Origin of the sequence: Kitasatospora sp. NPDC088134, assembly GCF_044741705.1 — a bacterium.
GTDB lineage: Bacteria > Actinomycetota > Actinomycetes > Streptomycetales > Streptomycetaceae > Kitasatospora.
Genome location: NZ_JBIUTD010000008.1, coordinates 140,416 through 165,446 on the forward strand (window position 1 = coordinate 140,416; position 25,031 = coordinate 165,446).

The window sequence follows — 25,031 nt, forward strand, 5'->3', positions numbered from 1 at the left end:
CCGTCGGCTCCCGCCCCGCCGCCGCGCGCGGAACGGAGCGGGAGCCGACGCCTCCGGAACCCTTTCGCGGACAGGGAGTTGCCCCCGCTCCACCGCCCCCCTGTGCGCCCGAAATCCACCGTAAGGTACCGCCATGCCTGCATCCCGCCCCGCCGCCGTCCTCTTCGACATGGACGGCACCCTGGTCGACACCGAGCACCTGTGGTGGCAGGCCGCGGCCGAACTCGCCGCCGAACTCGACCTCACCCTCACCGACGCCGACCTCCCGGACGTCCTCGGCCAGGCCGTCGAGCACACCGCCGCCCACCTGCACCGCAGCAGCCGCACCAGCCGCCCGGAGGCGGACCTCGCGGCCCGGCTGAACGAGAGCTTCGCCGCGAAGGTCGCCGCCGGGACCGTCCCCCGCCCGGGCGCGCTGGACCTGCTGGCCGCGCTGCACTCCGCCGGGGTGCCGACCGCGCTGGTCTCGGCCTCGCCGCGCCGGGTCGTCGACCTGGTACTCGGCACGCTCGGCCCGCACTGGTTCACCACCACCCTCGCCGCCGAGGACACCCCCCGCACCAAGCCGCACCCCGACCCGTACCTGGCCGCCGCCGAGCGCCTGGGCCTGGCCCCGGCCGCCTGCGTCGCCGTCGAGGACACCCCGACCGGCGTGGCCTCCGCCCGGGCGGCCGGCTGCGCGGTGCTCGCGGTGCCCTCCACCGTCCCGATCCCGGCCGCCGACGGCACCACCGTCCGCGACAGCCTGTCCGGCGTCGACCTCGGCTACCTCGCCGCGCTGGCCCCGGCCGCCTGATGCCCTACCTGCTGCTGGCCCTGGCGATCGCCTCCGAGGTCTGCGCGACCAGCCTGCTGAAACTCACCGACGGCTTCTCCCGGCTCTGGCCGAGCCTCGCCGTCGCGGCCGGCTACGTGCTCTCCTTCGCCCTGCTCGGCCGCGCCCTCAAGCACATCCCGGTCTCGATCGCCTACGCGGTCTGGTCCGGCGCGGGCACCGCGGCCGTCGCCGCGATCGGCGCGACCTTCTTCGGCGAGTCGCTGGGCCGCCTCCAGTGGTGCGGCATCGCCCTGGTCATCGTCGGCGTGGTCCTGCTCAACCTGCGCCCCTCGCACTGACCGTGCCCGGCTGCACACCTTGGCCGGTCGGGTCGGCGACCGTACTGTCCGACTCCGTCGGAAGGTCAGGCGCCCGCCGAATCACATCGGGAGTTCGGCGAAGAAATACCGCGTACGGCACCCGCATGAGGACGACCACCGTAGCAGCCAGCGGAACATATGCCGCCCCGCTCGATATTCCGATCCAATCGATGACGAAGAACATACCCAGCCCCAGGGTCAGCGATGCCACATGGGCCCCAATGGTCGACCACGGAATCAATCGCGTTTGAAACCCCGCATCGAACCTGGCTGCCACTCCTCTGTCGACCATCGAATAAATGTTCCGCGACCCCAGATCGTCAAGCAGTCGAGCAAGTGAACCGGCCAGCGCTGAAACGTCCTCCCCGGACTGCAAGGAACGCGCCAATCTGTCTTCCAGTTCGGCGATTTTCCCGGCAGTCAACCCCATGAGATGGGTCCGGCTGCATGCACCTCCGGAGAGCCCATACCTCCCGAACCGGTCCAGGGCCGATGAAACCTCGGAAACCCTGAGCACCAACTGATCAGCGCTGCGCAGATTTCTATCCACTCGATAAGCGCCGCAGCACGACAATGCAGAGCAGACGGACGCCACCAAGGCGTCCAGGCTGTTGGTGCGACGGACCGCCACCTGATCAACACTTATGATCGCAGCAGTAAGAGCGGAAACGATCAGCATTGGTGCAACGACCAGCGTAGGAACACTCCCAAGGTCGACCGTGAAGAAAAAAGCAATTGCGGCCGCGGCGGCGAACGTAATGGAAACTACAGCCAGAAACCATCCCGCGATCCGATGACCGCGCATCGACAGACCCCAGCGGAGCAATGATTCCCGCACCGCGATCGCCGGCTCCGGGGATCCAAATTCTCGCGCGACCTTCCGTGCATCAACGAATTTTTCACCAGCCTCTCGGCAGATCCGCCACCGGATCAGCCGGAGACGTCTCATGATCGCCCCGCCGCCGCGTCGCCTCAGCGGCAGATAGACGAGCTCCGCCATGAGCAGCGCGCTCAAGGTCGGCACCAAGATCGCAGCAGCACACATGAACACCAGGACAAATTGATTCACAATCCCCCCAAATGCAATCGGCCACATCGAAGAACATACCAGGAAGGAGATCGATATTCTAGCCCCGATAAAACCATGCAAACCCAGATAAAATATCCCTGCAATGCACCATCGGCACAAAAGTGGAGAATTTTCGACTGCTTTTCTCAAGTCTCGGCAGAACAGTCGGATTCGGGCAAGTGGCTTCGGATGGGAAACGAGGAGCAAGCAAAGCGAGCGGAAGATGCGACCGGACCTAATGTGCAGTCAGGGCTCCCCTGACAACGCTTATCCGGAGTTACTTGCCAAGGGGGCCGAACCGTGAGCAGGAGCGAAATGACCGGGGAGGGAGACTGGAGGAGCCCGTCCACCTCAGGTACTGGCATCTCGACCGACCGGGCGGAGATCGGATACCACGTGACCGATGTCGCCAGAGTCACCGCGCATGCTGACCAGGCCCCACAGCTCTGTCGCATGGAGGGAGTCGATTACCTGGCCTGGGGGCTCCTTGTCGCAGGACACCGACGCCCCCGAGGACTCCTTCGGTCTCGCTATCGCTCCAACAGGCTGAGCCGCCATCCACGCCGATGGCGAGTTCTTCCAGACTGTGACACCAGGGCCACCGGGCCCAGCGTCGGCTTGACAACGGGTTCACTTCGATGACCTGCTGGGAATCCCGACTGACTGCTTCATCGACAGCGTGTCGCTGTCGATGGCCGATGGCACGCTGTTACCGACGGCCGGATTCTGCGACGACCTGTTCGGCTAGCTTTTGGGGAGATCCTGCCGACAGTCAACCGGGAGGCCCTCTGGCACCATCTGTCCGAATCTGTCCGAGCTCAGTAGTAGCTCGGCCCTCCATTCGGGCGGATCCCCGGTGGCACGGTCGTCCGGGGGCGGTACCGGCAACCCGGTTGACGGGGCGTCGGCCCGGCGGCCACGATCCGGGGCCATGAGCGTCAAATCCACCCTGGCCAGGGCCGCCGCCGAGCACCGGGACGGCTGGGTCCTCCCGGCCCGGCGGCGGCTGCACGGCCTGCTGTCGAACGACCCGACCGACCTGGCGGTCCGGCACGCGCTGGCGCTGGCCTACGACCAGGCGGTGTCGGACGGGTGGCCGCCGCCCGGCGGCGAGGGCCGGCGCTGGTGGGAGCAGCACCTGTCGGAGGTCGGGCGCTGGAACTACCTGGACGAGTCGCTGACTGCGGAGGAGCTGACCGCGTTCACGCACCGGTTCCGCACCCCGGCCCGGCAGTTGGCGGTGCTGCGCTGGCCCGACCCGGCCGGGAACCCGCCCGGCACCGCACTGGCCCGCCGCCGCCTCGCCGCCCTGCACCACCGGGCCACCGGCACCGCCCCCGACTGGCCCGAGCACCCCGAGGACGCCGCGACCACCGTCTTCCCGGGCCCGGACCTGATCGCCCGGCCGCAGCCCGCCGTCCGCCGGTCCACCCCGCCGGTCCCGCCCCCGGTCCCCTCCCGCCCGGAACACCGGCCGGCCTACCGGGCCCTCATGCTGGCCCTGGTCGGCCTCGGCCCGCTCGTCCTCGCCCTGCTGGTCCTGGCCCTGCTCTTCTGAGCGCCGTTCCCCCCAGCGCCGTTCCCCCCAGCGCGACTCCTGCGGGCGCGGCTCCCGAGGCGGCCCGGCGCAGCGTCTCGACCCTGCCGGTGCCCCACTACCGTTCCCTGCCGCCCCGCCCGAGTCCCGCGCGGCTCCCGGGGCGGCTCAGCGCAGCGTGTCGCGCAGGGCGTCGACCCGGTCGACGGAGGCGGTGAAGTCCGCCCGGTCGAGTTCGCCGGAGACCAGGGCCGCGGCGAGCGCGTCGGCGGCCCGGTCGCCCTGCTCGACGTCCCGGGCGGAGCAGAGCAGCAGGTCGACGCCGGCCTGCGCGACGGCGAGGGCGCGCGGTCCGGTGCCGCCGACGGGGGCGAGGGCCTTGGCCTCCAGCGCGTCGGTGACGGTGACGCCCTGGTAGTGCAGGCGGTTGCGCAGTTCGTCCCGGACGATCGAGCCGGACATCCCGGCGGGGCTGCCGGGGTCGAGCACGGGGTAGACCGCCCAGGAGAGCATCACCAGCTTCACCCCGGCCGCGACCGCGTCCCGGTACGGGCGTTCGTCGACGGCGCGCAGCCGGTCCAGCGGGACGGGCAGGGTGACGGGTTCCTCGTCGGTGTTCGCCCCGGCGGGGGCGGTGCCCAGGCCGGGGAAGTGCTTGGCGGTGGCGGCGATCCCGGCACCCTGCTGGGCGGTGACGAAGGCCGCGCCGAGCCGGCCGACCGCGGCCGGGTCGGTGCTGTACGAGCGCTGGGCGCTGTCGGCGAAGTCGCCCGGGGTGCGGTACACGTCCAGCACGGGCGCCAGGTTGAGGTTCAGCCCGTAGGCGGCCAGCGCGGCGGCGGCCTCCCGGCCGGTGCGGGTGGCGGCGGCCACCGGGTCGGCCGAACTGCCCACGGTCTTCGCGGAGTCGGCGGGCCCACCAGGCAACCGGCGGACCAGGCCGCCCTCCTGATCGGTCATCAGCAGCAGCGGGCGGGGGTGCGGGCTCTGCTGCTCGGCGTCGCGCAGCTGCTGGACGGCGCCGCGCAGCACGGCCGGGTCGCTGCCGACGTTCTCGGCGAAGAAGATCACCCCGGCCACCCGGCCGGCCCGGACCCGCTCCAGCAGCGTCTCGGGCACGGTGGTGCCGGGGTAGGAGTAGACGATCCGCCGCCCGGCCAGCGCGGCCGCGGTCGCGGCGTCCACGGTGGGCGAGGGCGACGGGGCCGCCGTCGGGCTCGCCACCGGGCTCGAACTCGCCTCGGTGCTCGGACTGCTGGGCACGGCGCTCCTGCTCGGCCCGGCGCTGCTGCTCGTGCTGACGTCAGGACTCGGACTCGGGCCGGTGGACGCGCCGCCGCGCGCCCCGTTCGACCCGCAGCCGGCGAGCAGCAGCAGGCCGAGGGCGAGCGCTCCGAACGACCTGCGCGGGACCGGCATGCCGCCAGCCAAGCACGCGGACGCGCCCCGGGCCAGCACCGCGCCCGCCCGGGGCGTCGCGCGGCGCCGGCCCTCGCCGGAGCGACGGGGCGTCAGCCCTTCAGCAGGGCGGGCAGCTCGGCGATCGAGGCGAGCACGTGGGTGGCCCCGTCGGCGCGCAGCCGGGCCTCGTCGTGCGCTCCGGTGAGGACGCCCGCCACCACCGAGGCCCCGGCCCGGGTGCCGGTCAGCATGTCGTAGCCGGTGTCGCCGGCCACGGCGATCTGCCGCACCGAGTCGGTGGCGGTGCGCAGCAGCGCCGTCAGCACCATGTCGGGGTAGGGGCGGCCGCGGCCGGCATCGGCCGGGCAGAGCGTCAGGTCGGCGACGGACTGCCAGCCGAGCGCGGCCAGGATGCGGTCCTGGGTGGTCCGGGAGAACCCGGTGGTCAGCACAACCTTTCGGCCCTGGCCGCGCAGTTCGGCGATCGCCTCGGCCGCGCCGGGCAGCGCCTCGCAGCGCCCCTCGTCCACCAGGCTGTCGTACGCGGTCTCGAAGGCGAGATTCGCGCCCTGCGCCCGCTCCTCGTCCCCGCCGAACAGGTGCCGGAACACCGAGATCTTGGACTCGCCCATGGTGGCCCGGACGTGCGCCAGCATCGTCGCGTGCTCGGGGCTCCCGGTCTCCACCCCCTGCGAGCGCGCGGCGGCCGCGAACGCGAGCTCCACCAGGCCGTCGTCGGCGACGGTGGTGCCCGCCATGTCGAGCACCACCAGGTTCACATCGTGCGTGGTCATGATCCTGCCCTTGCAGTCGAACGAAAGTATGACGATTCATCAGCGCCCCGCCCCGGCGGCCTGCGGCGGCCCCGGGGCCGAAGCCGTCCCGCGGGCCCGGCCGGGCAGCCCGCTGCTCGAAGCCGGCGCACCGACCCTCGGCCCCGCCGGCCCGGCGGACGCCCCGAGCCCCGGCCCCACTCCTTGAACTCCCGGGTTGCCCGGCCGGCGGCCGTCCTGCGGCTCCGCCGGACAACCCGCTGCTCGAAGCCGACGACCCGGCCCGCGGCCCCGCCGGCCCGGCGGACGCCCCCGGCCCGAGCCCGCCGAGCTCCTGAGCCACCCGTACTCCCGAGCCCCCGTACTCCCGGGTGCCCGGCCGGCGGCCGTCCCCGGTCAGAGGCCCGCGGCGTCGGCGGTGGTCTCGGCGATGGCCGGGGAGCAGGTCATGCCGCGGCCGCCGGGGCCGGTGACCAGCCAGGCGGCGGGGGTGAGCTGCTGGCGGTGGACGACGCGGGTGGTGTCGACGCACTGGGCGTAGACGCCGGCCCAGCGGCGGCGGATCTTCGGGAGCGGGCGGCCGAGGAGTTCCCCGGCGACCTCGGCGACGTGCTCGTAGGGGTCCTCGACCACGTCGAAGCCGAAGGGCTGGTCGTACTCGTGGGTGTCGCCGACGGTCAGGCTGCCGTCCCTGCGCTGGACCATGAGCAGCTGCATCTTGTGCTCGGCGGCGACCGGCGGCTGCGGCTGCCCGGCCCGCAGGGCGTCCAGCTCGGGGCCGGCGAAGGCCGGGTAGTAGCGGAAGGAGTCGCCGTCGGCGACCGAGGTGGTGAGCGTCTCGCCGAGCGGGTCGGTCTGCATCATCTGCAACCGGACCCGGCGGACCGGGAGTTCGGGGGCGAGCTCGCGGACCAGGCCGCCGAGCCAGGCGCCGGTGCAGAGCACGACGAGGTCGCCCTGGTGGAGCTGCCCGTGGTCGTCGCGGACGGCGCTGTCGCCGACCAGTTCGCGGACCTCGCGCCCGGGCAGGAAGGTGTAGCGGCCGCTGGCCTCCAGCGCGGCGCGCAGCGCGGGCTGGGCGACCCGGGGTTCGACGGCGGCGTCCCGGGTGCAGTGCAGGGCGCCGAGGAAGCGGCCGCGCAGCGCGGGGTTGAGGGCGCGGGCCTCGGCCGGGTCGAGCAGCCGGTAGCCCCGGGCCTCGGCGTCGGGGAGCTTCAACGCGGCTTCGGCGACGGCGAGTTCGGCCTCGGTGCGGGCCAGCGTGAGCGAGCCGTTGGGCCGGAACCAGAGGCCGGGGACGCGGGCGCCGATCCGCTCCCACAGTTCGCGGGCGCGCAGGGCGGTGTCGAGTTCCTCCCCGGCGGCGCGTCCGCTGACCCAGACCAGGCCGAAGTTGCGGACGGAGGCGCCGCGCGCCTCGGTCTCGCGTTCCAGGTGGACGACCTCGTGGCCGCGTTCGACGGCCTGCCAGGCGTGCATGCTGCCGAGCACGCCTGCTCCTACGACGATGACTCTCATGCGGACAGGCTCCGGCGGCGAGGTGGCCGCAGTTCGTCCAACTCGCGTCGCCGAGGTGAACCGACCGCAAGAGTTGTCCATACAGCTTGGCCGCCCGGCCCGACGGACCGTCAGCGCACCACCTTGGCGTGCAGGTAGTTGCGCCGCCCGAACCGGGGCTCGTCCACCGCGGTCAGCTCCTCCACCTGGAAGCGGTACAGCGCGGCCGCGCCCCGCCCGGCCAGGAACTGCTCGCGCACCTCGGGGTCGGTGGCGAAGGAGGGGTAGCGCCCCTGGTAGGCGGCCAGCGCGGCCTCGGCCTGGTGGCCCCACGCCTCGCCGGCGCTGCCGGTGAACTGGATGCCGCGCAGCTGCTCGCCGAAGACCGGCGGCGGCAGGTGGACGGTGCCGGCGGCCCGGGCGCAGTCGGCCAGCAGCCGGCTGTGCCGGGTGGAGCGCTCGCTGACGAAGTACAGCACCAGGTCGTCGTCGAAGGCGTAGAAGGCGAGGTTGGCGTGCGGCCCGCACTCGTGGCCCGTGGTGGCCAGGCTGAGCACCGTGCTGTCGGCGAGCAGCCCCGCCACCCCCGCCCCGAGCTCGTCCGCGGGCCAGCTTCCCTGGGTGACGTCGAGTCGGTACGGCATGGCGCGTCCCTTCGCTGAGCTGCTGAGCCGTGGAGCTGCCGGACTACCGGGCTGCCGGACTACCGGGCTGCCGAGCCGCCGGACTGCCGGGCTGCCGAGCCGCCGGGCTGCCGGACTACCGGGCTGCGGAAAACACCGAGCCGAGCGGGGAGTTCACCCCGGCCCGGCTCACATGCTCTCCCCGCGCGGCGCGGCGGCACAAGAGGCCGACCGGCGCCGGACGGTCAGGCCGTCCCGACCGTCCCGGTGCCCAGCACGGGGGCCCAGCGGCCCTCCCGGAGGCGGTCGACCAGCGGCGCGGCGCGGCCGGCCAGCAGCGCGAGCGGGACGGCCACCAGGACGCCGACCAGGGCGCCGACCAGCACGTCGTGCGGGTAGTGCGCGCCGACCCAGACCCGGGAGGCGCCCATCAGCACGGCGGCCAGGGCGGCGATCCGGCCGAGCCGGCGGTCGGCGGTCCACAGCGCGGCGGCGGCCGCGAAGGCGATCACCGTGTGGTTGCTGGGGAAGGACCAGTCGGTGGGGCCGGGGCAGGCTTCGACCGTGACGGTGTCGGGCAGTTGGCGGCAGGGCCGGACCTCCTCGACCACCGATTTGAAGCCGGAGTTCACCAGGTAGGCGGCCACCACGACCACCGGCGCGGCGAGCACCCGGGCCATCACCACCGCCGACGCGCCGCGGGCCCGCCACCAGGCCCACACCATCAGCAGCGCGAACAGCGCGAGGCCGAGCCCGGACCAGAGCACGACCAGCCGGTCGAGCCAGTGCGGCGCGGCCTCGGCCCAGCCGTTGATCCGGGCGTAGAGGCCGCCGTCGATGCCGCTGCCGTCGTAGGCGAGCGGCCGGGCGTGCTGGGGGACGTTCGGGATCATGGGGACAATCTGTAGCAGATCGGACGTCGGCGGTGGCGCAAGGGCCGCCGCGAGGGGCGGGGTCTGGGGCAAGGCTGGCGGACCTCCCGTTACGTTGGGGTGTCCGCAGGGGGAGCACCCCAACGTCTACAGAGTTGTAGACGCAAACTGGACTCTAGATGAACGTCGGAGGTTCGCGCGACATGACGGACACGCCCGCCCGTCGGCCCGCCGGGGAGCTGGAGGCCCAGGTGCTGACCGCCCTGTGGTCGGCCGGCGCCCCGCTCACCCCGCAGCAGGTGCAGGAGGCGATCACCGCCGACCTGGCCCGCACCACCGTCGCCACCATCCTCGCCAGGCTGCACGAGAAGGGGACGCTGGCCCGCAGCAAGGCCGGCCGGGCCTTCGCCTACACCCCGACCGTCCAGGACGCCGACGGCCTCGCCGCCCGCCGGATGCGCACCGAGCTCGAACGCGGCCGCGACCGCTCCACCGTGCTCGCCCGCTTCGTCTCCGACCTCTCCGACGAGGACGAGCGGCTGCTCCGCGACCTGCTCGGCGACCCCGCCACCGACCCCGCCACCGGTCCGTCCACCGACCCCGCCACCGGCCCGTCCGCCGCGCCGGGCCCGCGCCGGGAGCGGCCGTGACCCTCGCCGTCTGGGCGCCGCTGCTGCTGCCGCTGCTGGCCGCGCCGCTGGCCCGGCGGCTCGCCGAGCAGCTCGCCCCGCGCGCCGCCGCGCTCACCCTGGCCGCCACCGCCGTCGCCCTCGGCGCGGCCGCGCTCGCCTCGCTCGGCCTGCTCACCGTCACCGGGCTGCTGCACCTGCCGTACGCCGCCGCGCTCGCCCACCTCTCCCCCGCGCACTGGCACCCCACCGCGCTCGCCGAGGTCGAGTGGGCGCCCACCGCGGGCGCGGCCGGCCTCGCCCTGCTGGTGATCACCGCCCTCGCCGCCCGCACCGCCCACCACCAGCGCACCGACCTGCGCCGGGCCCGCGCCGCCACCGGTGACGCCCCGTCGGGGCTCGCCGCGCTGCTGCGCCGGCCCGGCCCGGAGCCCGCGCTCACCGTGCTGCCCGACGAGCGCGCCGACGCCTACGCGCTGCCCGGCCGCCCGCCCCGGGTGGTCGCCACCACCGGCATGCTGGCTGCGCTCAGCGCCCCCGAACGGGCCGCGCTGCTCGCCCACGAGCGCGCCCACCTGGCGGGCCGCCACCACCTGCTGCTGGCCGCCGCCGAGTACGCGGCCGCCTGCCATCCGGCGCTGCGGCCGCTGCGCGGGGCGCTCGGCTACCACGTGGAGCGCTGGGCCGACGAGTGCGCGGCCGCCGAGGTCGGCGACCGGGCGCTGACCGCCCGGGCGATCGGCCGGGCCGCCCTGGCCGCTGCCCGCACCCCCGCCGGGCCCCGCCCGCAGCTCGCCCCGGGCGCCACCACCGGCCCCGTCCCCCGCCGGGTCCGCGCCCTGCTCGCCCCGGCCCCGCCGCCCCGCCACCGCGCCCGGCGCACCATGGCCGCCCTCGCCCTGGCCGCCTGTCTCACCGCCACCGCCGGCGCCGCCGCCGAAGCCGGCCACGACCTGCACGAATCCGTCGAAACCGCCCAGTCCGACCTTCCCTCCGGCCACAACTGACCCCCCGTCACCCGCACCGTCCCGACCGGGTGTTCGAGGGGCGTCGGCCGGGGAACAGATCAGTCTGCGCCGGCGCTCCGGGCGGCCTTACCCTGGCACCCGGACGGCGAGACGGGGGGACGCACATGCAGCGGAGCGCGGGCGGCGGGGCGCCGTCCGTCCGGCCGCCGGGGCGGCACGCGGCGGCCCGGGCGTACGAGCGGGCGATGGCCGGGGAGCGGGCCGGCAGCGGGCTGCGGCCGGAGATCGAGGACTCCTGGGCGCGGCTGCGCCGGCTCGGGCTGGACCCGGAGCGCACCCGCGAGGTGCACCGGCTGCCGCCCGCCGAACTCGCCGAGCTGCGCCGGAGCAGCGGCCTGGAGCAGGTGCTGCCGGTGCTGCGCTCCACCCTGTTCCTGCCCGGCGACCCCACCCCGGTGATCCTGGCCGTCGCCGACCCCCGGGGCCGGGTGCTGTGGATGGACGGCGAGCGGCGGCTCAAGCGCGAGGTCGACGCGATCGGCTTCGAGCAGGGCGCGCTCTGGTCCGAGGACGCGGTCGGCACCAACGGCATCGGCCTGGCCGCCCGCACCGCCCGCCCCACCGTGGTGCACTCCGCCGAGCACTACCTGCGCAGCCACCACAGCTGGACCTGCGCCGGCGTCCCGATCCGCGACCCGCGCACCGGCCGTCCGGCCGGCGTGGTGAACCTCAGTGGGCCCGCCACCGGCCTCCACCCGCACCTGCGGCAGCTCACCCTGACCGCGGCCCGGCTCGCCGAGGCCGAGCTGCGGGCCGGCCACCTGGAGGCCCTGCACCGGCTGCGCACCGTCGCGGTGCCGCTGCTGGCCCGGTTCCGCGGCCCGGCCCTGGTGGTGGACGGCGCGGGCTGGACGGCGGCGGCCGTCGGCATGCCGGGGCCGCCCCGGCTGGCCGCGCCGGAGGGCTGGGGCAGCGGCGGCCCGCAGTGGGTGCCGACGCTCGGCGAGTGCACGGTCGAGCCGCTGGCCGACGGCTGGCTGATCCGCCCGGCGGCGGCGCGCTCCGCCGAGCCGCCGGACCGGCCCGGGGCCGCGCTGCTGGAGCTGGACCTGCGTCACCCGGACCGCCCCGAGCTGCGGGTGGGCGGCAGCGCGGGCTCCTGGTCGCTGACGCCGAGCCCCCGGCACACCGAGCTACTCCTGCTGCTGGCCCTGCACCGGGACGGCCTGAGCGCGGCCCGGCTCGCCGAGGCGCTGTTCGCGGACCCGGCCCGCACGGTCACCGTCCGGGCCGAACTGTCGCGGCTGCGAAGGCACTTGGGGGCGCTGCTGGAGGCCAGGCCGTACCGGCTGTCGGCGGCCGCCGAGGTGGTGGTGCTGGGCCCGGACGAGCCGCACGACCTGCTGCCGGGCTCGGTCTCCCCGGCGGTGCGGGTGCTGCGGGCGGACCTGGCGCGCGGCCTGCTCCGGCTGCCCGGGCCGGCGGGGGACGCTCAGCCGCCGGTCAGCAGCGCGGCCAACTCCGCGTCGCTGGGCAGCAGTTCGCCGGCCCGGCCGTCGGGCACCACGGTGTAGGTGCGTTCCAGCCAGGCCGCGACCCGGGCCCGGGGCGCCTCCAGCAGGGCGCTGCCGTGCGGGGAGTCCAGCGCCAGGTGCACGGTCGCGCCGTGGCACGGGCAGGACGCCGGCCAGAGCTTGATGTCCCCGTGCCCGCTGAGCGACACCAGCCCGTCGCGCAGCAGGTCGCGGGAGAAGACCCAGTCCGCCTCGTCGGGTCGCCCCAGGTGGAAGGTGAGGCGCACCTCGTACGGCGCCGCGGCGTCGTAGCGGAAACGGGTGCGCACCTCACCGACCAGGTCCTGGTCCAGTGCGATCCGCAGGTCGAGCACCTCCTCCACCACCGACGGGGGCGCGGTGGTGGCTCCGTCCCGACCGCCGCCCGTGGGGGTGGCGGCGATCGGCTGGTCGGAAGGGGCGGACAGCGGGTCGCGCGGCATGACGTTCTCTCCGAGGCGGCTGGGTACCGCGCCCAGCCTGCTCCGGCGCCCCGCCGCCCGCAACGGTTGCAGGGGGTTGCACGAACGCAGGGGGTTGCACCAACGGCGGGGCGGGGCCGCCGCGTTCCGATTCGGCCACGGCGCCCGGTCCGGCCTCTGGCGGTCCGTCGGACCGCTGGTAGGCTCGTCCCTCCCCGCCCCGTACGTCCGGGCCCGCCAGGGCCGCGCACGGGGCGCGGTGTCGCGTGCGGACCTGTCCAGGAAGGGGAGCCCGGTGGCGCTCCGCGAGCACTCCCGGTCCACCGGCCGGCCGGGACGGCACGGCCGGCCCCGTCCCTTCGGCGGGCGCCTGCGGCTGCCCACCATCCGGTTCTCCGGCGCGGCGATGGCGATGTCCACGGTGGTCGGCATCAGCCTGGCCACCACCTGGCTGCTGAACGAGCAGCAGCAGATCGGCCGCCGCCCGGGCGTTACCGTCGGCGGCCCGCCGGTGCCCAGCCCCGACAGCACCCCGACGGGCGGCGCCGTGCCCGAGGCCGGCTCGGCCCGCGCCACCGCCGACGCGCTCACCGACGAGGCGGCGGTCGGGCCCGCGCCGACCCCGGCTCCGGCCCGCACCGCCGCCCGGCCCGCCACGGCCGGCACCCCGGCCCCGCCGGTCCGGCCCGCCGCGGACACCCGGCCGTCGCCGAGCGCCAGCACCCCGCCGACCACCTCACCGACCAGCTCGCCGTCCCCGAGCACGACGGGCACGCCGCTGGCCGCGACCTCCTCGCCGTCCCCGTCCGGCCCGCCGCGCCCGAACACGCCCACCGTCCCGCCGCTCACCATGTCCGGCCTGACCTGGGTGGACGCCCTCGGCCGGGCCGGCACCCGGCACAACCTGCAACTGCGGCTGGACGAGTCGATGACCGCCCTGCAGGTCGAGTTCCGCCTCAACCGCCCGGACGCCCTCCCCGGCACCGTCCCGGCCACCGACCTGCCCGGCGCGGTCGCCACCATCGCCCTCGACCGCGACACCCTGGTCTACCGCTTCACCACCCCGCCCGACCTCCCCCTCCCCCCGGGCACCTACACCTTCACCGTCACCGGCGCCATCGCCGCCCCCTCCCCCACCACCCCCGAATCCTGGACGGCCTCCGCCTTCGCCCTCCCCACCACCCGCGCGGTGGCGGCCCGCGGCACCTTCTGACCCACGGGCCCGGAACGCCGGAGGGGCGGGGCACCGGACCTCTCCGGCACCCCACCCCTCTCCTGCTCTCCCCCTGACCCGGCGTCAGCCGCCGAAGGCCGCCCGGACGGCGCGGGTGCGGCGCAGGTCGTCGGTGGAGTCGGCGAGGTTGCGGCGCAGCGCGGGCGACAGCCCCTGGTCGGCGAGGGCGGCCTCGGCGGCGGCGACCACCTCGGGGGTGGCCTGGTCGACGGGGTAGAGCGCCTGGCCGAGCAGTCGGGCGATGATGTCGCCGCGCTCGGCGGCCTCGCCGATCCGCTCGAAGAACCGCAGCGCGTACCGGGCCTGGCCGGCCGGGTCGCCGGAGGCCCAGAAGCCGCGGGCGGTGGCCTCCAGCAGCCGGTTGGACATCGCGTCGGGGGTGAACAGCCGCTGCCAGGCGGTGTCCTTGGCCGCGTCGGCGGGCAGCGCGGCCCGGCAGCGGGCGGCCCCGTACTCGGCCTCGGTGCCGGGCTCGCGGGCGAGTTCGGCGGCGATCGCGTCCTCGTCGAGTTCGCCGAGCGCGGCCAGCCGGGCCAGCCCGGCCCAGCGCAGTTCGGCGCCGAGGGACAGGCCCGCCGGCAGGCTCCGGTCGGCCAACCAGCCGCGCAGTTCGGCGAGTTGCTCGTCCCCGCCGCTGCTCTCGACGGCGGCGCGGAACGCGGCCAGCCGGATGCCCGGGCTGCCGCCGTCGGCGAGCAGCGCGCGGGCGGTGCGGCTGACGGCGGCCAGGCCGGCCTCCCGGCCCGTGCCGGTGAGGTAGCGGCCGACCACGTGGGTCCGGGCGAAGCCGAGCACCGTCTCGACGATGACGTCGCAGCGCTCGGCGGGCAGGTGGCGCTCCATCAGGGCGAGGTACCCGGCGGGGTCGAGTTCGGCGTCCCGGACCAGGTCGCGGGCGTGCTCCCAGAGCACGGCCCGGGTGACGTCGTCCTCGACGGTCGACAGCGCGTCGGTGACGGCCTGCCAGGAGCCGTCGTCCAGCCGGATCTTGGCCCAGGCCAGGTCGCCGTCGTTGGGGACGGCCCACTGGGCGCCGGCCTCGACCAGGGCGGGGACGGCGACCCGCCGCCCGGGGCCGATCTCGACCTCGGCGCGGGCCACCGGCACGGCCCGGCCGTCGACGGTCCGGTAGCCGCCGATCCGGACCAGGTGCGGCCGTTCGCCCTCGTTGACGACGGTGAGCGCGGCGAGGGCGCCGTCGGCGTCCCGCTCGGCCTCGGCCCGGAGGGTGTCGACGCCGCTGGTGCGCAGCCAGGCGTCGGCCCAGCTGTGCACGTCCCGGCCGCTGCTGGTCGCCAGCGCGCCGAGGAAGTCGGCGAGTTCGGCGTTGCCGTAGAGGTGGTCGGCGAAGTAGGCGTTCAGGCCGGCGAAGAAGGCTTCGTCGCCGAGCCAGGCGACGAGCTGGCGCAGCACCGAGGCGCCCTTGGCGTAGGAGATGCCGTCGAAGTTGACCATCGCCTCGGCGACCGAGCGGGTGCCGTTGCCGGCCACCGGGTGGGTGGAGCCGCGCTGGTCGGCGTCGTAGCCCCAGCCCTTGCGCTGGACGGAGAAGCCGGTCCAGGTGCCGGTGAAGCGGGTGGACTCGGCGGCGATCCGGTAGCCGAGCATCTCGGCGAAGGACTCGTTCAGCCACAGGTCGTCCCACCAGCGCATGGTGACCAGGTCGCCGAACCACATGTGGGCCATCTCGTGGCAGACCACCATGGCGCGGCGCTCGCGCTCGGCCTCGGTGGCGGCCGAGCGGAACAGCATCTCGTCGCGGAAGACCACGCAGCCGGGGTTCTCCATCGCGCCCCAGTTGAACTCGGGCATGAAGGCCTGGTGGTAGTCGCCGAACGGGTAGCGCTCGTCGAAGAGTTCGTGCAGCCGGTCCAGCGAGGCCCGGGTGACCTCGAACAACTCGGGCGCCTCGCGGTCGAGTTCGGCGGCCAGCGAGCGGCGGGCGTGCAGGCCGAGCGGGATGCCGTCGTGCTCGGCGAAGACCGAGTGCAGCGGGCCGGCCACCACCGTGAACAGGTAGGTGGAGATCGGCTTGGTGGCGGCGAACTCCCAGTGCCCGCCGTCGGACTTGACCCGGGTGCCGTTGGAGACCAGCGTCCAGTCCTCGGGGGCGGTCGCGGTGAGGGTGATCGGGGCCTTCAGGTCGGGCTGGTCGAAGCAGGCGAACACCTTGCCGGCCAGGTCGGGCCCGCAGGTGGCGTACAGGTAGACCGCGTCGTCGGCCGGGTCGGTGTAGCGGTGCAGGCCCTCGCCGGTGCGCGAGTAGCGCATCTCGGCCTCGACCAGCAGCTCGTTCTCGGCCCGCAGGCCGGGCAGGGCGAGCCGGTTGCCGTCCAGCGCGGACACGTCCAGCGGCTGCCCGTTCAGGACGGCGCGGTGCAGGGTCTCCGGTTCGAGGTCGACGAAGCTGTCGGCGCCGGGCTCGGCGCACCCGAACCGGATCACGGTGGTGCTGCCGAACCGGTCCGGGCCGCGGGTCAGGTCGAGGTCGACGGTGTAGCCGCGGACCTCCAGGAGTCGGGCACGGACAGTGGCTTCGGATCGTTGCAGTGCTGGCATGACCGCATGCTTGCCGAGGCCGCCCGGCCCGGGCAAGCGCCCGGGCCCGGATTCGCTCGCGGCGTACCCCGCGGGGCGGGGGCCGTTGGCTAGGGTGAGGCACGGCCGGGCACGGCGGCGAGACGAGGAGGAGCACGTGACGACGGATCTGGTGCAGGGCGGCAACGCGTCCCTGGGGACGGCCCGGGTGGTGGTGGAAGTCACCGCGCCCGAGCGGCTGGACGTCTCGGGGCTGCTGCTCACCCAGGCGGGCAAGGTCCGTTCGGACGCCGACTTCGTGTTCTTCAACGCCCCGCAGGGCCCGGGGGTGACGCACCGTCCGGCGTCCGGCGGCGCCCCCGACGCGATCACGGTGGACACCGCGGCGGTGCCCGCCGAGATCACCCGGATCGTGGTGACCGCCTCGCTCGACGACCAGCGGGCCACCTTCGCGGGCACCGAGCCGACGGCGACCCTGCGGGACGCCGACAGCGGCCGCGAGCTGTTCACCTTCACCCCGCCCCGGCTGTCCCGGGAGACCGCCCTGGTGGTGGTCGAGGTCTACCGGCGCGGCGCCGAGTGGAAGGTCCGCGCGGTCGGCCAGGGCTACGCGGACGGGCTGGCCGGCATCGCCACCGACTTCGGCGTCTCGGTCGAGGAACCCACCGCAGGCCCCACCACGAGCCCGGCCGCGAGCCCGGCCGCGCCCCAGCAGGCCCCCGCCGCCGTGCCCCCGGCGCCGCCCGCTCCGCCCGCCGCCCCGGTCGCCCCGCCGATGCCCGCCGGCGCCCCGCAGGGCGGCTCCGTGCCGCCGCCGATGCCCTCCGGCTCGCCCGCCGTCGGCAAGATCACCCTGGACAAGGGTCGGGTCAACCTGGTCAAGGGCGGCTCCGTCTCGCTGGAGAAGGCCGGGCAGCCGTTCCTGTCCGCCGTCCGGATGGGCCTGGGCTGGGAGCCCGCCGGGCGCGGCCGCAACATCGACCTGGACGCCTCCGTCATCGCCTTCGACGCCCAGCGCGGCAAGCTGGAGACCGCCTGGTTCATGAAGCTCCAGGTCTTCAACGGCGCGATCGCCCACTCCGGCGACAACCTGACCGGCCGGGGCGGCGGCGACGACGAGTCCATCACCGTCCACCTCGGCGGCCTGCCCCCCGAGGTCTGCGGCCTGGTCTTCGTCGTCAACTCCTTCTCCGGCCAGAAGTTCACCGACGTCAAGAACGCCTACTGCCGCCTCACCGACGCCGCCACCGGCGAGGAACTCGTCCGCTTCGACCTCACCCACGCCGAGCCCCGCACCGGCGTCGCCATGTGCAAGCTCGTCCGCCAGTTCTCCGGCGAATGGGTCATGACCGCCCTCGGCGAATACGTCGACGCCAAGACCGCCCGCTCCATGGTCCGGCCCGCCGCCGCCATGCTCTGACACCCCCCGCACGCCGAAGGGCCCGTGACATCACGTCACGGGCCCTTGCTGCCAGGGGAGTTGGCGGTGCGTCAGCCGCGGGTGGCCATCGCGCGGAGGAAGAAGGTCAGGTTGGCGGGGCGCTCGGCGAGGCGGCGCATGAAGTAGCCGTACCACTCCTGGCCGTAGGGGAGGTAGACCCGCATGGTGTTGCCGGCCTCGGCGAGGCGGAGCTGCTCCTCGGGGCGGATGCCGTAGAGCATCTGGTATTCGAACGACGTGGCGCCGCGCTTGTTCCACTCGGCGAGCTGGCCGGCGATCTTGATCATGTTGGGGTCGTGCGAGGCCACCATGGGGTAACCCTCGCCCGCCATCAGGACCTTGAGCGCGCGGACGTAGGCGAGGTCGACCTCGTGCTTGCCCTGGAAGGCGACCGTCTCGGGCTCCTTGTAGGCGCCCTTGCAGATCCGGACCCGGGAGCCCTCGTGCGCGAGGTCGCGGCAGTCGGCCTCGGTGCGGCGCAGGTACGCCTGGAGGACGACGCCCAGCCACGGGAAGTCGGCGCGCAGCTCGCGGGCGATCGCCAGGGTGGAGTCGGTGGTGGTGTGGTCCTCCATGTCGAGGGTCACCGTGGTGCCGACCGCGGCGGCGGCCTCGCAGATCCGCCGGGCGTTCTCCAGCGCGATCTTCTCGCCGTCCACCGGCAGGAACTGGCCGACGGCGGAGAGCTTCACCGACACCTCGGCGTTCGCGGCCAGGCCGGTCTCGCCGAGCGCGGACAGCAGGTGCTCGTAGGCGAGCGCGGTGCCGGCCGCCTGCTCGGCGTCCTTGGTGTCCTCGCCGAGGTGGTCGAGGGTGACCTTGCGGCCACTGGCGACCAGAGTCTCGGTCGCGGCCATGCCCTGGTCGAGCCGCTCGCCGGCGACGAAGCGCTCGACGATCGCGTGGGTGGGCGGGAACTTCTCGACCATGGTGCGCACCTGCGGGGAGCGCGAGGCGGCGAGGAGGGCGGAACGGAGCATCGTGGACTCCCGGCGAGGACGGATCGGCCGGCGGAGGAGCCGGCGGAGGAGAGGGGGACGGCCGGCCGGGGGTGGTGGCCGGCCGTCGGGGCGGGCTCGGTCAGCCCATGTGCGGGTAGCGGTAGTCCGTCGGCGGGACGAACGTCTCCTTGATGGACCGGGTGGAGGTCCAGCGGGTCAGGTTCTGCTTGGCGCCGGCCTTGTCGTTGGTGCCGGAGGCCCGGCCGCCGCCGAAGGGCTGCTGGCCGACGACGGCGCCGGTCGGCTTGTCGTTGATGTAGAAGTTGCCGGCCGCGTTGCGCAGCACCCGCATCGCGTGCTCGATCGCGGTGCGGTCCTGGGCGATGATCGAGCCGGTCAGGCCGTAGGAGGAGACCGACTCCATCTGGGCCAGCATCTCCTCGTACTTCTCGTCCTCGTAGACGTGCACGGCGAGGATCGGGCCGAAGTACTCGTCGCGGAAGTACTCGGCCGCCGGGTCCGCGCAGACCAGCACGGTCGGGCGGACGAAGTACCCGACCGAGTCGTCGTACGTGCCGCCCGCCAGGATCTCGACCTCCGGGTCGGCGGCGGCGCGGTCGATCGCGGCCTTGTTCTTGGCGAAGGAGCGCTCGTCGATGACGGCGCCCATGAAGTTCGCCAGGTCGGTGACGTCGCCCATGGTCAGCCACTCGACCTCGTCGCGGAACTCGTCCTTCAGCTCCGCCCAGATCGAGGCCGGGACGTACGCCCGGGACAGCGCCGAGCACTTCTGGCCCTGGTACTCGAAGGCGCCGCGGGTCATCGCGGTCTTCAGCACGGCCGGGTCGGCGGACGGGTGGGCGACCAGGAAGTCCTTGCCGCCGGTCTCGCCGACGATCCGCGGGTAGGTGCGGTAGCCGGCGATGTTCTCGCCGACGGTGCGCCACAGGTGCTGGAAGGTCGCGGTGGAGCCGGTGAAGTGGATGCCGGCCAGCGCGGGGTGCTTGAGGGCGACCTCGGAGACGTCCAGGCCGTCGCCGGTCACCATGTTGATGACGCCCTTGGGCAGGCCCGCGGCCTCCAGCAGGCGCATCAGGTAGTGCGCGGCGAACTGCTGGGTGGGGGACGGCTTCCAGACCACCACGTTGCCCATCAGCGCGGGCGCGGTCGGCAGGTTGCCGGCGATCGCGGTGAAGTTGAACGGGGTGATCGCGTAGACGAAGCCCTCCAGCGGGCGGTGGTCGGTGCGGTTCCACACGCCGTCCGAGGAGATCGGCTGCTCGGCCAGGATCTGCCGGGCGAAGTGCACGTTGAAGCGCAGGAAGTCGACCAGCTCGCAGGGGGTGTCGATCTCCGCCTGCTGGGCGGTCTTCGACTGGCCGAGCATGGTGGCCGCGGCGAGGGTCTCCCGCCACGGGCCGGCCAGCAGGTCCGCGGCGCGCAGGAAGATCGCGGCGCGGGAGTCGAAGGAGAGCGCCTGCCACCCGGGGGCCGCGGCCAGCGCGGTCTCGACGGCCTCGCGGGCGTCGTCCTGGGTGGCGTTGCGCAGCGTGCCGAGCCGGGCCGCGTGGTGGTGCGGCTGCACGACGTGGATCTCGGAGCCGCCGCCGAGGCGCTGCTCCCCGTTGATCGTCATGGTGAGCTGGATCGGCCCCTGGCCGCCCAGTTCCTTCAGCTTGGCCTCCAGCCGGGCCCGTTCGGGGCTGCCGGGGGCGTAGCTGTGGACCGGCTCGTTCACCGGCGCGGGGACCTGGGTCACAGCATCCATGGCGCACGCTCTCCTTCTCGTCATGGGGCAGCGGCGGGATCGCACGCCGGCCACGGAGAACGCTATTCCCCGTCCCGGGCCGCTTCTGTTGGCCGGGACGCCAAATTCCCCCGCTCGCCGTTGTCCGGCCGGACGAACACCGTCACGCCGCGGTCACGGCCGCCCGTGCGCTGTCCGGCTGACTAAACTCGGACCCCGGTTCCTGTCCGATCCGACGAAGGACCCCGCGATGACCGGCCTGCCCCTGCGCCAGCTGCTGATGTCGCTCGGCGAACCCCTGGTGGAGCTCCAGGCCGCCCCGGCCGGCCTGGACGTCCCGGTCCGGGACGTGGCCATCCTCGACCCGGAGGACCCGCCGACCGCCGCACCGGGCGAACTCGTCCTCGCCATCGGCGCCCGCGGCCGGGCCGCGCTGCCCGCGCTGCGCGCCGCCGGCCGGGCCCGGGCCGCCGCCGTCGCCGTCAAGCTCGACGGGCCCGGGCAGGCCGACGCGCTGCGCGAGGCCGCCACCGAGGCCGGGGTGGCGCTGCTCTCGGTGCGCCGGGAGACCCGCTGGGAGCACCTCGACTCGCTGGCCCGCACCCTGCTCACCGGCTCGGACGGCGCCGAGCCGGGCGAGCCCGCCAGCGGCGACCTGTTCTCGCTCGCCCAGACGGTGGCCGTCCTGACCGGCGGCATCGTCTCGATCGAGGACACCTCCAGCCGGGTCCTCGCCTACTCCCGCACCTCGGAGACCGACGAGGTCGACGACCTGCGCCGGCTGTCCATCCTCGGCCGCCAGGGGCCCGAACCGTACCTGGCCAAGCTCCGCGAGTGGGGCGTCTTCTCGCACCTGCGCGGCTCGGACGGCGCGATCGAGATCGCCGCCCACCCCGAGCTGGGCATCCGCCGCCGGCTGGCCATCGCGATCCGCTCCGGCGCGCAGCCGCTCGGCACCATCTGGGTGCAGGAGGGCTCCCACCCGCTCACCGACACCGCCGAACAGGCCCTGATCGGCGCCGCCCGGGTCGCCGCCGCCCAACTGGTGCGCCGCCGAAGGGAGTTGTCCGCCGACACCCGGCTCACCCAGACCCTGCTGACCGGCCTGCTGGAGGGCTCCACCGGCCCCCAGTCGCTGGCCACCCACCTCGGCCTGGACCTGCGCCGCCCCGCCACCGTCCTCGCCTACGCGCCCGCCGCCACCGACGGCCGGGACGCCGAGCTCTCCCGCGAGGAGGTCACCGGCCTGATCTCCGTGCACACCGCCGCCCGGCACCGCGGCGCCCTGCTCGCCCCGGTCGACTCCCGGGTCTACGTGCTGCTCCCCGACCTGCCGCCGGGCCTGCCGCCCGCCACCCTGCGCGACTGGACCCAGGAGGCCGTGGACGCCGCCCGCGACCACCTCTCGATCCCGCTGCGGGCCGCGATCGGCCCCACCGTCCCGAACCTGGCCGCCGTCCCCGAGTCCCGGGCCCAGGCCGACCGCATCCTCGACGCGATGGGCCGCGGCGGCGTCGTCCCGGACGTCGCCGCCCTCCAGGACGTGCAGGCCGAGGTGCTGGTCTCCGAGGTGCTCGCCCTGCTCCAGGACCGCCCCGCCCTGCGCGACCCCCGGCTGACCGCCCTGACCGCCTACGACGCCCGCCACCACACCCGCCTCGCCGAGTCCCTGCTCGCCTACCTCGACGCCCTCGGCGAGGTCCGCACCGCCGCCGACGCCCTGCACATCCACCCCAACACCCTGCGCTACCGGGTCCGCCGCGCCGAACAGCTCACCGGCCTCGACCTCGCCCAGCCCCAGCAACGCCTGTTCGCCATGCTCCAGTTGAGGCTCCCCGAGTCCTGAACGCGACCGGGCCCCGCGCCCCTGTGCGGGGGGCGCGGGGCCCGGCGGATCTCAGCGGTGCGTCACATCCGGTGCCAGGGGCCGGTGATGGCGAGCATGATGCCCGGCTCCTGGATGTTGGCGAACAGCGTCCGCCCGTCGTGCGAGAAGGTCACACCGGTGAACTCGCTGAACTCCGGCGCCTGCGCCGTCCCGAGGTTCAGCTCGTTGCGCGCCAGCGCGTAGGTGCGGCCGTCCGTGGTGGTGCCGAACAGGTGCTGCAGGCCGTTGCCGTCCTCGGCGATGATCAGGCCGCCGTGCGGCGAGACGGTGATGTTGTCCGGGCCGTCGAAGTTGCCCTTGTCGGCCCAGATGTCGTTGTTGACGCCGAGGATGACCTTCAGGGTCAGCGTGCGGCGGACCGGGTTGTAGAACCAGACCTGGCCGTCGTGCTGGAGCGGCGACTCCTCACGGGCGAAGGAGGAGACGAAGTAGATGCCGTTGTCGCCCCACCACATGCCTTCGAGCTTGCGGGCCCGGGTGATCTCGCCGTCCTTGAACTGCTTGCGGATCGAGGTGGTGCGGGCGTCCCGGTCCTGCACCTTGACCCAGTCGGCGCCGTAGGTGGTGCCGGGCTTGGTGGCGCGGGACAGGTCGTCGACCAGCTTGCCCTGCGCGTCGAACGCCTTCAGCGCCTCGAACGCGCCGGCGTCGGCGGCCAGCGTGCGCAGCCTGCCCTTGCCGTGCTTGAAGCCGGCCGGCGGGGTCCAGCGGTAGAACAGGCCGTTCGGCTTGGACGCGTCCTCGGTCAGGTAGGCGTGGCCGCGCTTCTCGTCGATCACGACGGCCTCGTGCGCGAACCGGCCGAAGGCCTTGATCGGCTGCGGGTTCCGGTTGGCGTCCTGGTCGCGCGGGTCGACCTCGAAGACGTAGCCGTGGTCCTTGGTGAAGCCGTTGGTGCCGGCCTTGTCCTCGGTCTCCTCGCAGGTCAGCCAGGTGCCCCACGGGGTGGCGCCACCGGCGCAGTTGGTGGCGGTGCCGGCGATGCCGACCCACTCGCGGACCTGGCGCTTGCCGTGCCCGCGGCCCTTGCCCTGCGCGTCCTCGCCCTGCGCGTCGTGCCCGTGGCCGTGGCCGTGCCCGGAGACCTCGACGACGGTGCAGCCGCCGGCCGCGGCCGGGTCGTAGACGAAGCCGTCCAGCAGCGGCACGGGGTGCGGCCACTTGGACCGCGGGCCGGCCAGCTCGTGGTTGTTGACCAGCAGGGTCGCGCCGTGGCGGCCCTCGAACGCGGCGGTGCCGTCGTGGTTGCTGGGCGTGGTCTCGCCGGTGACCAGCGTGGTCCTGCCGGAGTGCGTGATGACCTCGTACGAGAAGCCCTTGGGCAGCGCCAGGACGCCCGCCGGGTCGGGGACCAGCTCGCCGTACCCGACCGCGGTGCGCCCGCCCTTGGCGAGGGCGGCGTCGACGGGGGCCTCACCGCCCGCGGGGGCGGCGATCGCGCCGGGCGCGGTGGCCAGCACCTCGGCACTGCCGGCGATCAGGACACCTGCCCCGAGCATGGTGGAACGGTTCACGAAGTCCCGGCGGGACAGCGACATGACGGTCACTCCTGGAGGAGGGGGTGTGCTTCGGTGACCGCCAGAGTCCGGGCCCCGGGTGAACCGGGCATGAATCGGACGCGTCGCCCGCGTGCCGATTTACCAACCATAGACATCCCCATGACCGGGGCTTTACCGCCGGGGCAGGTGCTGGGTACGCTCGACCCGCCACAGCTCCCACGCCGTCAGCCAGGCCTCCTCCGTGCCCGACGGGAGCTCCGGCGTCCCGCCCGCCCACAGCCGCTCCCAGGCCCGCTGCGCGGGCAGGCTCGGCACCTCGCTGGCGAACGCGGTGAACCGGACGACCTCCTCGACGGCCGCCGCGCCCTCCGCCGTCCCGCTCAGCCAGTCGGCGTGGTGCGCCAGCCGGCCCAGGTGGTTGACCATCGAGGTGACCGCCGCGTCCGCCTCCTCCCGGGTCTCCGAGGCCAGCCGCATCTGCTGCCGCACCGCGGTCTCCCAGTGCGCCTGGTGGTCCTCGCCGCGCAGCCGCCGCGGCAGCCGGGGCGAGCGGCCCGCCCGCAGCCGGGCCTCCCGCTCCACCGCCCGGGCGATGCCCTGCTCCACCAGCGCGCGGTGCGCCGCCAGCCCCAGGGCGACGGGCTCCGGCGCGGGCCCGGGCCGGGCCGCCCGCCGCTCGGCGAGCTGCCGCAACTGCGCGGTCCGGCCGCGCAGGTAGTGCTCGAAGTCGAGGATGCGGCGCAGCTCCACCGCGCCCGGCTCGACGCCGCGGCCGGTCACCGTCACGGTCGCGCCGTCCACCCGCAGCCGGCCCGCCCAGACCGTGCCGTGGCCGGCGGTCCGCGAGTCCTCGTGCACCTGCACCGCGCGCGGCTCCCCGTCCACGGTGATCCACGCGCGCAACGCCCTGACCCGGACCGGGACTTCGCCCTCGTCGACGCCGAGATCGTCGTAGACCCGGTCGCGCTCGTCCTCGACCACGTCCTCCAGGTCCGGCAGCGGCCCGCCCGGCTCCGCGCCCGCGCGGTGCGTGCGCACCGTGACGTACGGGCCGTGCGGCGAGCGCCAGTCCCCGGAGCGGATCTCCACCGCCTCCAGGACGCCGTCCCCGACCTCGTACTCGGCCAGCACCCCGCCCGCGTCCCGCACCCAGCCGAACACCGGGAAGTCCGCGCCCGCCAGCACCTGCCGGCCGTGCTCCTCCTGCGCGGAGTAGCCGGCCTCGACGTCGACCGGCCCGTTCGCGTGCTGCCTGTTCATCC

General features: G+C 74.6%; 22 protein-coding genes. 10 read left to right on the forward strand and 12 right to left on the reverse strand.

Translation table 11 applies throughout. The features are described 5' to 3' along the window. The first annotated feature begins 133 nt into the window (after window positions 1–133). Both ACIOHG_RS15645 and ACIOHG_RS15650 read left to right on the forward strand, forming a co-directional pair. Complete coding sequence (locus tag ACIOHG_RS15645; RefSeq protein ID WP_400950272.1) at window positions 134–796, forward strand: HAD family hydrolase; 663 nt, start codon at window positions 134–136, stop codon at window positions 794–796. Beyond that, window positions 796–1,116: a DMT family transporter gene (locus ACIOHG_RS15650; protein ID WP_400950275.1), complete on the forward strand. Its 321-nt coding sequence runs from the start codon at window positions 796–798 to the stop codon at window positions 1,114–1,116. The genes ACIOHG_RS15645 and ACIOHG_RS15650 overlap by 1 nt, the downstream gene beginning before the upstream one ends. Here ACIOHG_RS15650 and ACIOHG_RS15655 read toward each other — a convergent pair. Then, a complete protein-coding gene (locus tag ACIOHG_RS15655; protein ID WP_400950278.1) occupies window positions 1,094–2,233 on the reverse strand; it encodes a hypothetical protein in 1,140 nt (379 codons plus the stop codon). The genes ACIOHG_RS15650 and ACIOHG_RS15655 overlap by 23 nt on opposite strands. A gap of 904 nt (window positions 2,234–3,137) precedes the next feature. Here ACIOHG_RS15655 and ACIOHG_RS15660 point away from each other — a divergent pair. Further along, window positions 3,138–3,764: a DUF6584 family protein gene (locus ACIOHG_RS15660; RefSeq protein ID WP_400950281.1), complete on the forward strand. Its 627-nt coding sequence runs from the start codon at window positions 3,138–3,140 to the stop codon at window positions 3,762–3,764. Between the two features lie 147 nt (window positions 3,765–3,911). Here ACIOHG_RS15660 and ACIOHG_RS15665 read toward each other — a convergent pair whose 3' ends face one another. After that, a complete protein-coding gene (locus tag ACIOHG_RS15665; RefSeq protein WP_400950283.1) occupies window positions 3,912–5,162 on the reverse strand; it encodes a glycoside hydrolase family 3 N-terminal domain-containing protein in 1,251 nt (416 codons plus the stop codon). Window positions 5,163–5,254: 92 nt separating this feature from the next. Then, window positions 5,255–5,938: a phosphonatase-like hydrolase gene (locus ACIOHG_RS15670; protein WP_400950286.1), complete on the reverse strand. Its 684-nt coding sequence runs from the start codon at window positions 5,936–5,938 to the stop codon at window positions 5,255–5,257. 28 nt (window positions 5,939–5,966) lie between these two features. Here ACIOHG_RS15670 and ACIOHG_RS15675 point away from each other — a divergent pair, with 28 nt between their 5' ends. Next, window positions 5,967–6,125, forward strand: coding sequence for a hypothetical protein (locus ACIOHG_RS15675; RefSeq protein WP_400950288.1), 159 nt, complete (start codon window positions 5,967–5,969; stop codon window positions 6,123–6,125). Between the two features lie 188 nt (window positions 6,126–6,313). Here the strand turns inward: ACIOHG_RS15675 and ACIOHG_RS15680 are convergent, their stop codons facing one another. From ACIOHG_RS15680 to ACIOHG_RS15690, 3 genes are all read right to left on the reverse strand, one after another. Further along, window positions 6,314–7,435 carry a TIGR03364 family FAD-dependent oxidoreductase gene (locus tag ACIOHG_RS15680; RefSeq protein WP_400950291.1) on the reverse strand — a complete coding sequence of 374 codons (1,122 nt, stop codon included), beginning with the start codon at window positions 7,433–7,435 and terminating at the stop codon, window positions 6,314–6,316. A gap of 110 nt (window positions 7,436–7,545) precedes the next feature. Beyond that, window positions 7,546–8,058 carry a pyridoxamine 5'-phosphate oxidase family protein gene (locus tag ACIOHG_RS15685; RefSeq protein WP_400950293.1) on the reverse strand — a complete coding sequence of 171 codons (513 nt, stop codon included), beginning with the start codon at window positions 8,056–8,058 and terminating at the stop codon, window positions 7,546–7,548. 224 nt (window positions 8,059–8,282) lie between these two features. Further along, complete coding sequence (locus ACIOHG_RS15690; protein WP_400950296.1) at window positions 8,283–8,930, reverse strand: phosphatase PAP2 family protein; 648 nt, start codon at window positions 8,928–8,930, stop codon at window positions 8,283–8,285. 182 nt (window positions 8,931–9,112) lie between these two features. On the opposite strand from ACIOHG_RS15690, the gene ACIOHG_RS15695 reads away from it, so the two are divergent. The 3 genes from ACIOHG_RS15695 (at window position 9,113) to ACIOHG_RS15705 (ending at window position 12,080) form a co-directional block, all read left to right on the forward strand. Continuing rightward, window positions 9,113–9,559: a BlaI/MecI/CopY family transcriptional regulator gene (locus ACIOHG_RS15695; RefSeq protein ID WP_400950298.1), complete on the forward strand. Its 447-nt coding sequence runs from the start codon at window positions 9,113–9,115 to the stop codon at window positions 9,557–9,559. Further along, window positions 9,556–10,545, forward strand: a complete 990-nt coding sequence (locus ACIOHG_RS15700; protein WP_400950299.1) for a M56 family metallopeptidase — start codon at window positions 9,556–9,558, stop codon at window positions 10,543–10,545. The genes ACIOHG_RS15695 and ACIOHG_RS15700 overlap by 4 nt, the downstream gene beginning before the upstream one ends. Before the next feature lie 125 nt (window positions 10,546–10,670). Further along, the gene (locus ACIOHG_RS15705) at window positions 10,671–12,080 is read left to right on the forward strand and encodes a GAF domain-containing protein (RefSeq protein WP_400950301.1); all 1,410 of its coding nucleotides are present in this window, start codon (window positions 10,671–10,673) and stop codon (window positions 12,078–12,080) included. Here ACIOHG_RS15705 and ACIOHG_RS15710 read toward each other — a convergent pair. Then, window positions 11,999–12,502: an SsgA family sporulation/cell division regulator gene (locus ACIOHG_RS15710; RefSeq protein ID WP_400950303.1), complete on the reverse strand. Its 504-nt coding sequence runs from the start codon at window positions 12,500–12,502 to the stop codon at window positions 11,999–12,001. The two genes, ACIOHG_RS15705 and ACIOHG_RS15710, sit on opposite strands and share 82 nt — an antisense overlap. A gap of 274 nt (window positions 12,503–12,776) precedes the next feature. Between ACIOHG_RS15710 and ACIOHG_RS15715 the strand changes: the two genes are divergently transcribed. Then, window positions 12,777–13,694 carry a hypothetical protein gene (locus ACIOHG_RS15715; RefSeq protein ID WP_400950305.1) on the forward strand — a complete coding sequence of 306 codons (918 nt, stop codon included), beginning with the start codon at window positions 12,777–12,779 and terminating at the stop codon, window positions 13,692–13,694. An 84-nt stretch (window positions 13,695–13,778) separates the two neighbouring features. Here the strand turns inward: ACIOHG_RS15715 and pepN are convergent, their stop codons facing one another. Next, window positions 13,779–16,274, reverse strand: coding sequence for an aminopeptidase N (pepN, locus tag ACIOHG_RS15720; RefSeq protein ID WP_400950308.1), 2,496 nt, complete (start codon window positions 16,272–16,274; stop codon window positions 13,779–13,781). A 148-nt stretch (window positions 16,275–16,422) separates the two neighbouring features. Here pepN and ACIOHG_RS15725 point away from each other — a divergent pair, with 148 nt between their 5' ends. Further along, entirely contained in the window at window positions 16,423–17,673 is a 1,251-nt protein-coding gene (locus tag ACIOHG_RS15725) for a TerD family protein (protein ID WP_400950601.1), read from the forward strand. A 71-nt stretch (window positions 17,674–17,744) separates the two neighbouring features. Here the strand turns inward: ACIOHG_RS15725 and ACIOHG_RS15730 are convergent, their stop codons facing one another. Then, on the reverse strand, window positions 17,745–18,674 hold the full coding sequence (locus tag ACIOHG_RS15730; protein WP_400950310.1) for a proline dehydrogenase family protein: 930 nt from the start codon (window positions 18,672–18,674) through the stop codon (window positions 17,745–17,747). A gap of 100 nt (window positions 18,675–18,774) precedes the next feature. Next, the gene (gene pruA / locus ACIOHG_RS15735; RefSeq protein WP_400950312.1) at window positions 18,775–20,403 is read right to left on the reverse strand and encodes an L-glutamate gamma-semialdehyde dehydrogenase; all 1,629 of its coding nucleotides are present in this window, start codon (window positions 20,401–20,403) and stop codon (window positions 18,775–18,777) included. A 229-nt stretch (window positions 20,404–20,632) separates the two neighbouring features. Between pruA and ACIOHG_RS15740 the strand changes: the two genes are divergently transcribed. Next, window positions 20,633–22,228, forward strand: a complete 1,596-nt coding sequence (locus ACIOHG_RS15740) for a PucR family transcriptional regulator (RefSeq protein ID WP_400950315.1) — start codon at window positions 20,633–20,635, stop codon at window positions 22,226–22,228. A gap of 62 nt (window positions 22,229–22,290) precedes the next feature. Here ACIOHG_RS15740 and ACIOHG_RS15745 read toward each other — a convergent pair whose 3' ends face one another. Both ACIOHG_RS15745 and ACIOHG_RS15750 read right to left on the reverse strand, forming a co-directional pair. Further along, window positions 22,291–23,808 carry an alkaline phosphatase PhoX gene (locus ACIOHG_RS15745; protein WP_400950318.1) on the reverse strand — a complete coding sequence of 506 codons (1,518 nt, stop codon included), beginning with the start codon at window positions 23,806–23,808 and terminating at the stop codon, window positions 22,291–22,293. A 132-nt stretch (window positions 23,809–23,940) separates the two neighbouring features. After that, window positions 23,941–25,029 carry a hypothetical protein gene (locus ACIOHG_RS15750; RefSeq protein WP_400950320.1) on the reverse strand — a complete coding sequence of 363 codons (1,089 nt, stop codon included), beginning with the start codon at window positions 25,027–25,029 and terminating at the stop codon, window positions 23,941–23,943. Window positions 25,030–25,031 lie beyond the last annotated feature (2 nt).

What these genes read in the sequence shown, in the direction of transcription:
- ACIOHG_RS15685 (WP_400950293.1), bottom strand. Translation starts at nt 8,058, where the DNA reads ATGCCGTACCGACTCGACGTCACCCAGGGAAGCTGGCCCGCGGACGAG.
- ACIOHG_RS15740 (WP_400950315.1), top strand. Translation starts at nt 20,633, where the DNA reads ATGACCGGCCTGCCCCTGCGCCAGCTGCTGATGTCGCTCGGCGAACCC.
- ACIOHG_RS15645 (WP_400950272.1), top strand. Translation starts at nt 134, where the DNA reads ATGCCTGCATCCCGCCCCGCCGCCGTCCTCTTCGACATGGACGGCACC.
- ACIOHG_RS15690 (WP_400950296.1), bottom strand. Translation starts at nt 8,930, where the DNA reads ATGATCCCGAACGTCCCCCAGCACGCCCGGCCGCTCGCCTACGACGGC.
- ACIOHG_RS15750 (WP_400950320.1), bottom strand. Translation starts at nt 25,029, where the DNA reads ATGAACAGGCAGCACGCGAACGGGCCGGTCGACGTCGAGGCCGGCTAC.
- pepN (WP_400950308.1), bottom strand. Translation starts at nt 16,274, where the DNA reads ATGCCAGCACTGCAACGATCCGAAGCCACTGTCCGTGCCCGACTCCTG.
- ACIOHG_RS15650 (WP_400950275.1), top strand. Translation starts at nt 796, where the DNA reads ATGCCCTACCTGCTGCTGGCCCTGGCGATCGCCTCCGAGGTCTGCGCG.
- ACIOHG_RS15730 (WP_400950310.1), bottom strand. Translation starts at nt 18,674, where the DNA reads ATGCTCCGTTCCGCCCTCCTCGCCGCCTCGCGCTCCCCGCAGGTGCGC.
- ACIOHG_RS15705 (WP_400950301.1), top strand. Translation starts at nt 10,671, where the DNA reads ATGCAGCGGAGCGCGGGCGGCGGGGCGCCGTCCGTCCGGCCGCCGGGG.
- pruA (WP_400950312.1), bottom strand. Translation starts at nt 20,403, where the DNA reads ATGGATGCTGTGACCCAGGTCCCCGCGCCGGTGAACGAGCCGGTCCAC.
- ACIOHG_RS15665 (WP_400950283.1), bottom strand. Translation starts at nt 5,162, where the DNA reads ATGCCGGTCCCGCGCAGGTCGTTCGGAGCGCTCGCCCTCGGCCTGCTG.
- ACIOHG_RS15670 (WP_400950286.1), bottom strand. Translation starts at nt 5,938, where the DNA reads ATGACCACGCACGATGTGAACCTGGTGGTGCTCGACATGGCGGGCACC.
- ACIOHG_RS15655 (WP_400950278.1), bottom strand. Translation starts at nt 2,233, where the DNA reads ATGTGGCCGATTGCATTTGGGGGGATTGTGAATCAATTTGTCCTGGTG.
- ACIOHG_RS15680 (WP_400950291.1), bottom strand. Translation starts at nt 7,435, where the DNA reads ATGAGAGTCATCGTCGTAGGAGCAGGCGTGCTCGGCAGCATGCACGCC.
- ACIOHG_RS15710 (WP_400950303.1), bottom strand. Translation starts at nt 12,502, where the DNA reads ATGCCGCGCGACCCGCTGTCCGCCCCTTCCGACCAGCCGATCGCCGCC.
- ACIOHG_RS15745 (WP_400950318.1), bottom strand. Translation starts at nt 23,808, where the DNA reads ATGTCGCTGTCCCGCCGGGACTTCGTGAACCGTTCCACCATGCTCGGG.
- ACIOHG_RS15675 (WP_400950288.1), top strand. Translation starts at nt 5,967, where the DNA reads ATGACGATTCATCAGCGCCCCGCCCCGGCGGCCTGCGGCGGCCCCGGG.
- ACIOHG_RS15660 (WP_400950281.1), top strand. Translation starts at nt 3,138, where the DNA reads ATGAGCGTCAAATCCACCCTGGCCAGGGCCGCCGCCGAGCACCGGGAC.
- ACIOHG_RS15695 (WP_400950298.1), top strand. Translation starts at nt 9,113, where the DNA reads ATGACGGACACGCCCGCCCGTCGGCCCGCCGGGGAGCTGGAGGCCCAG.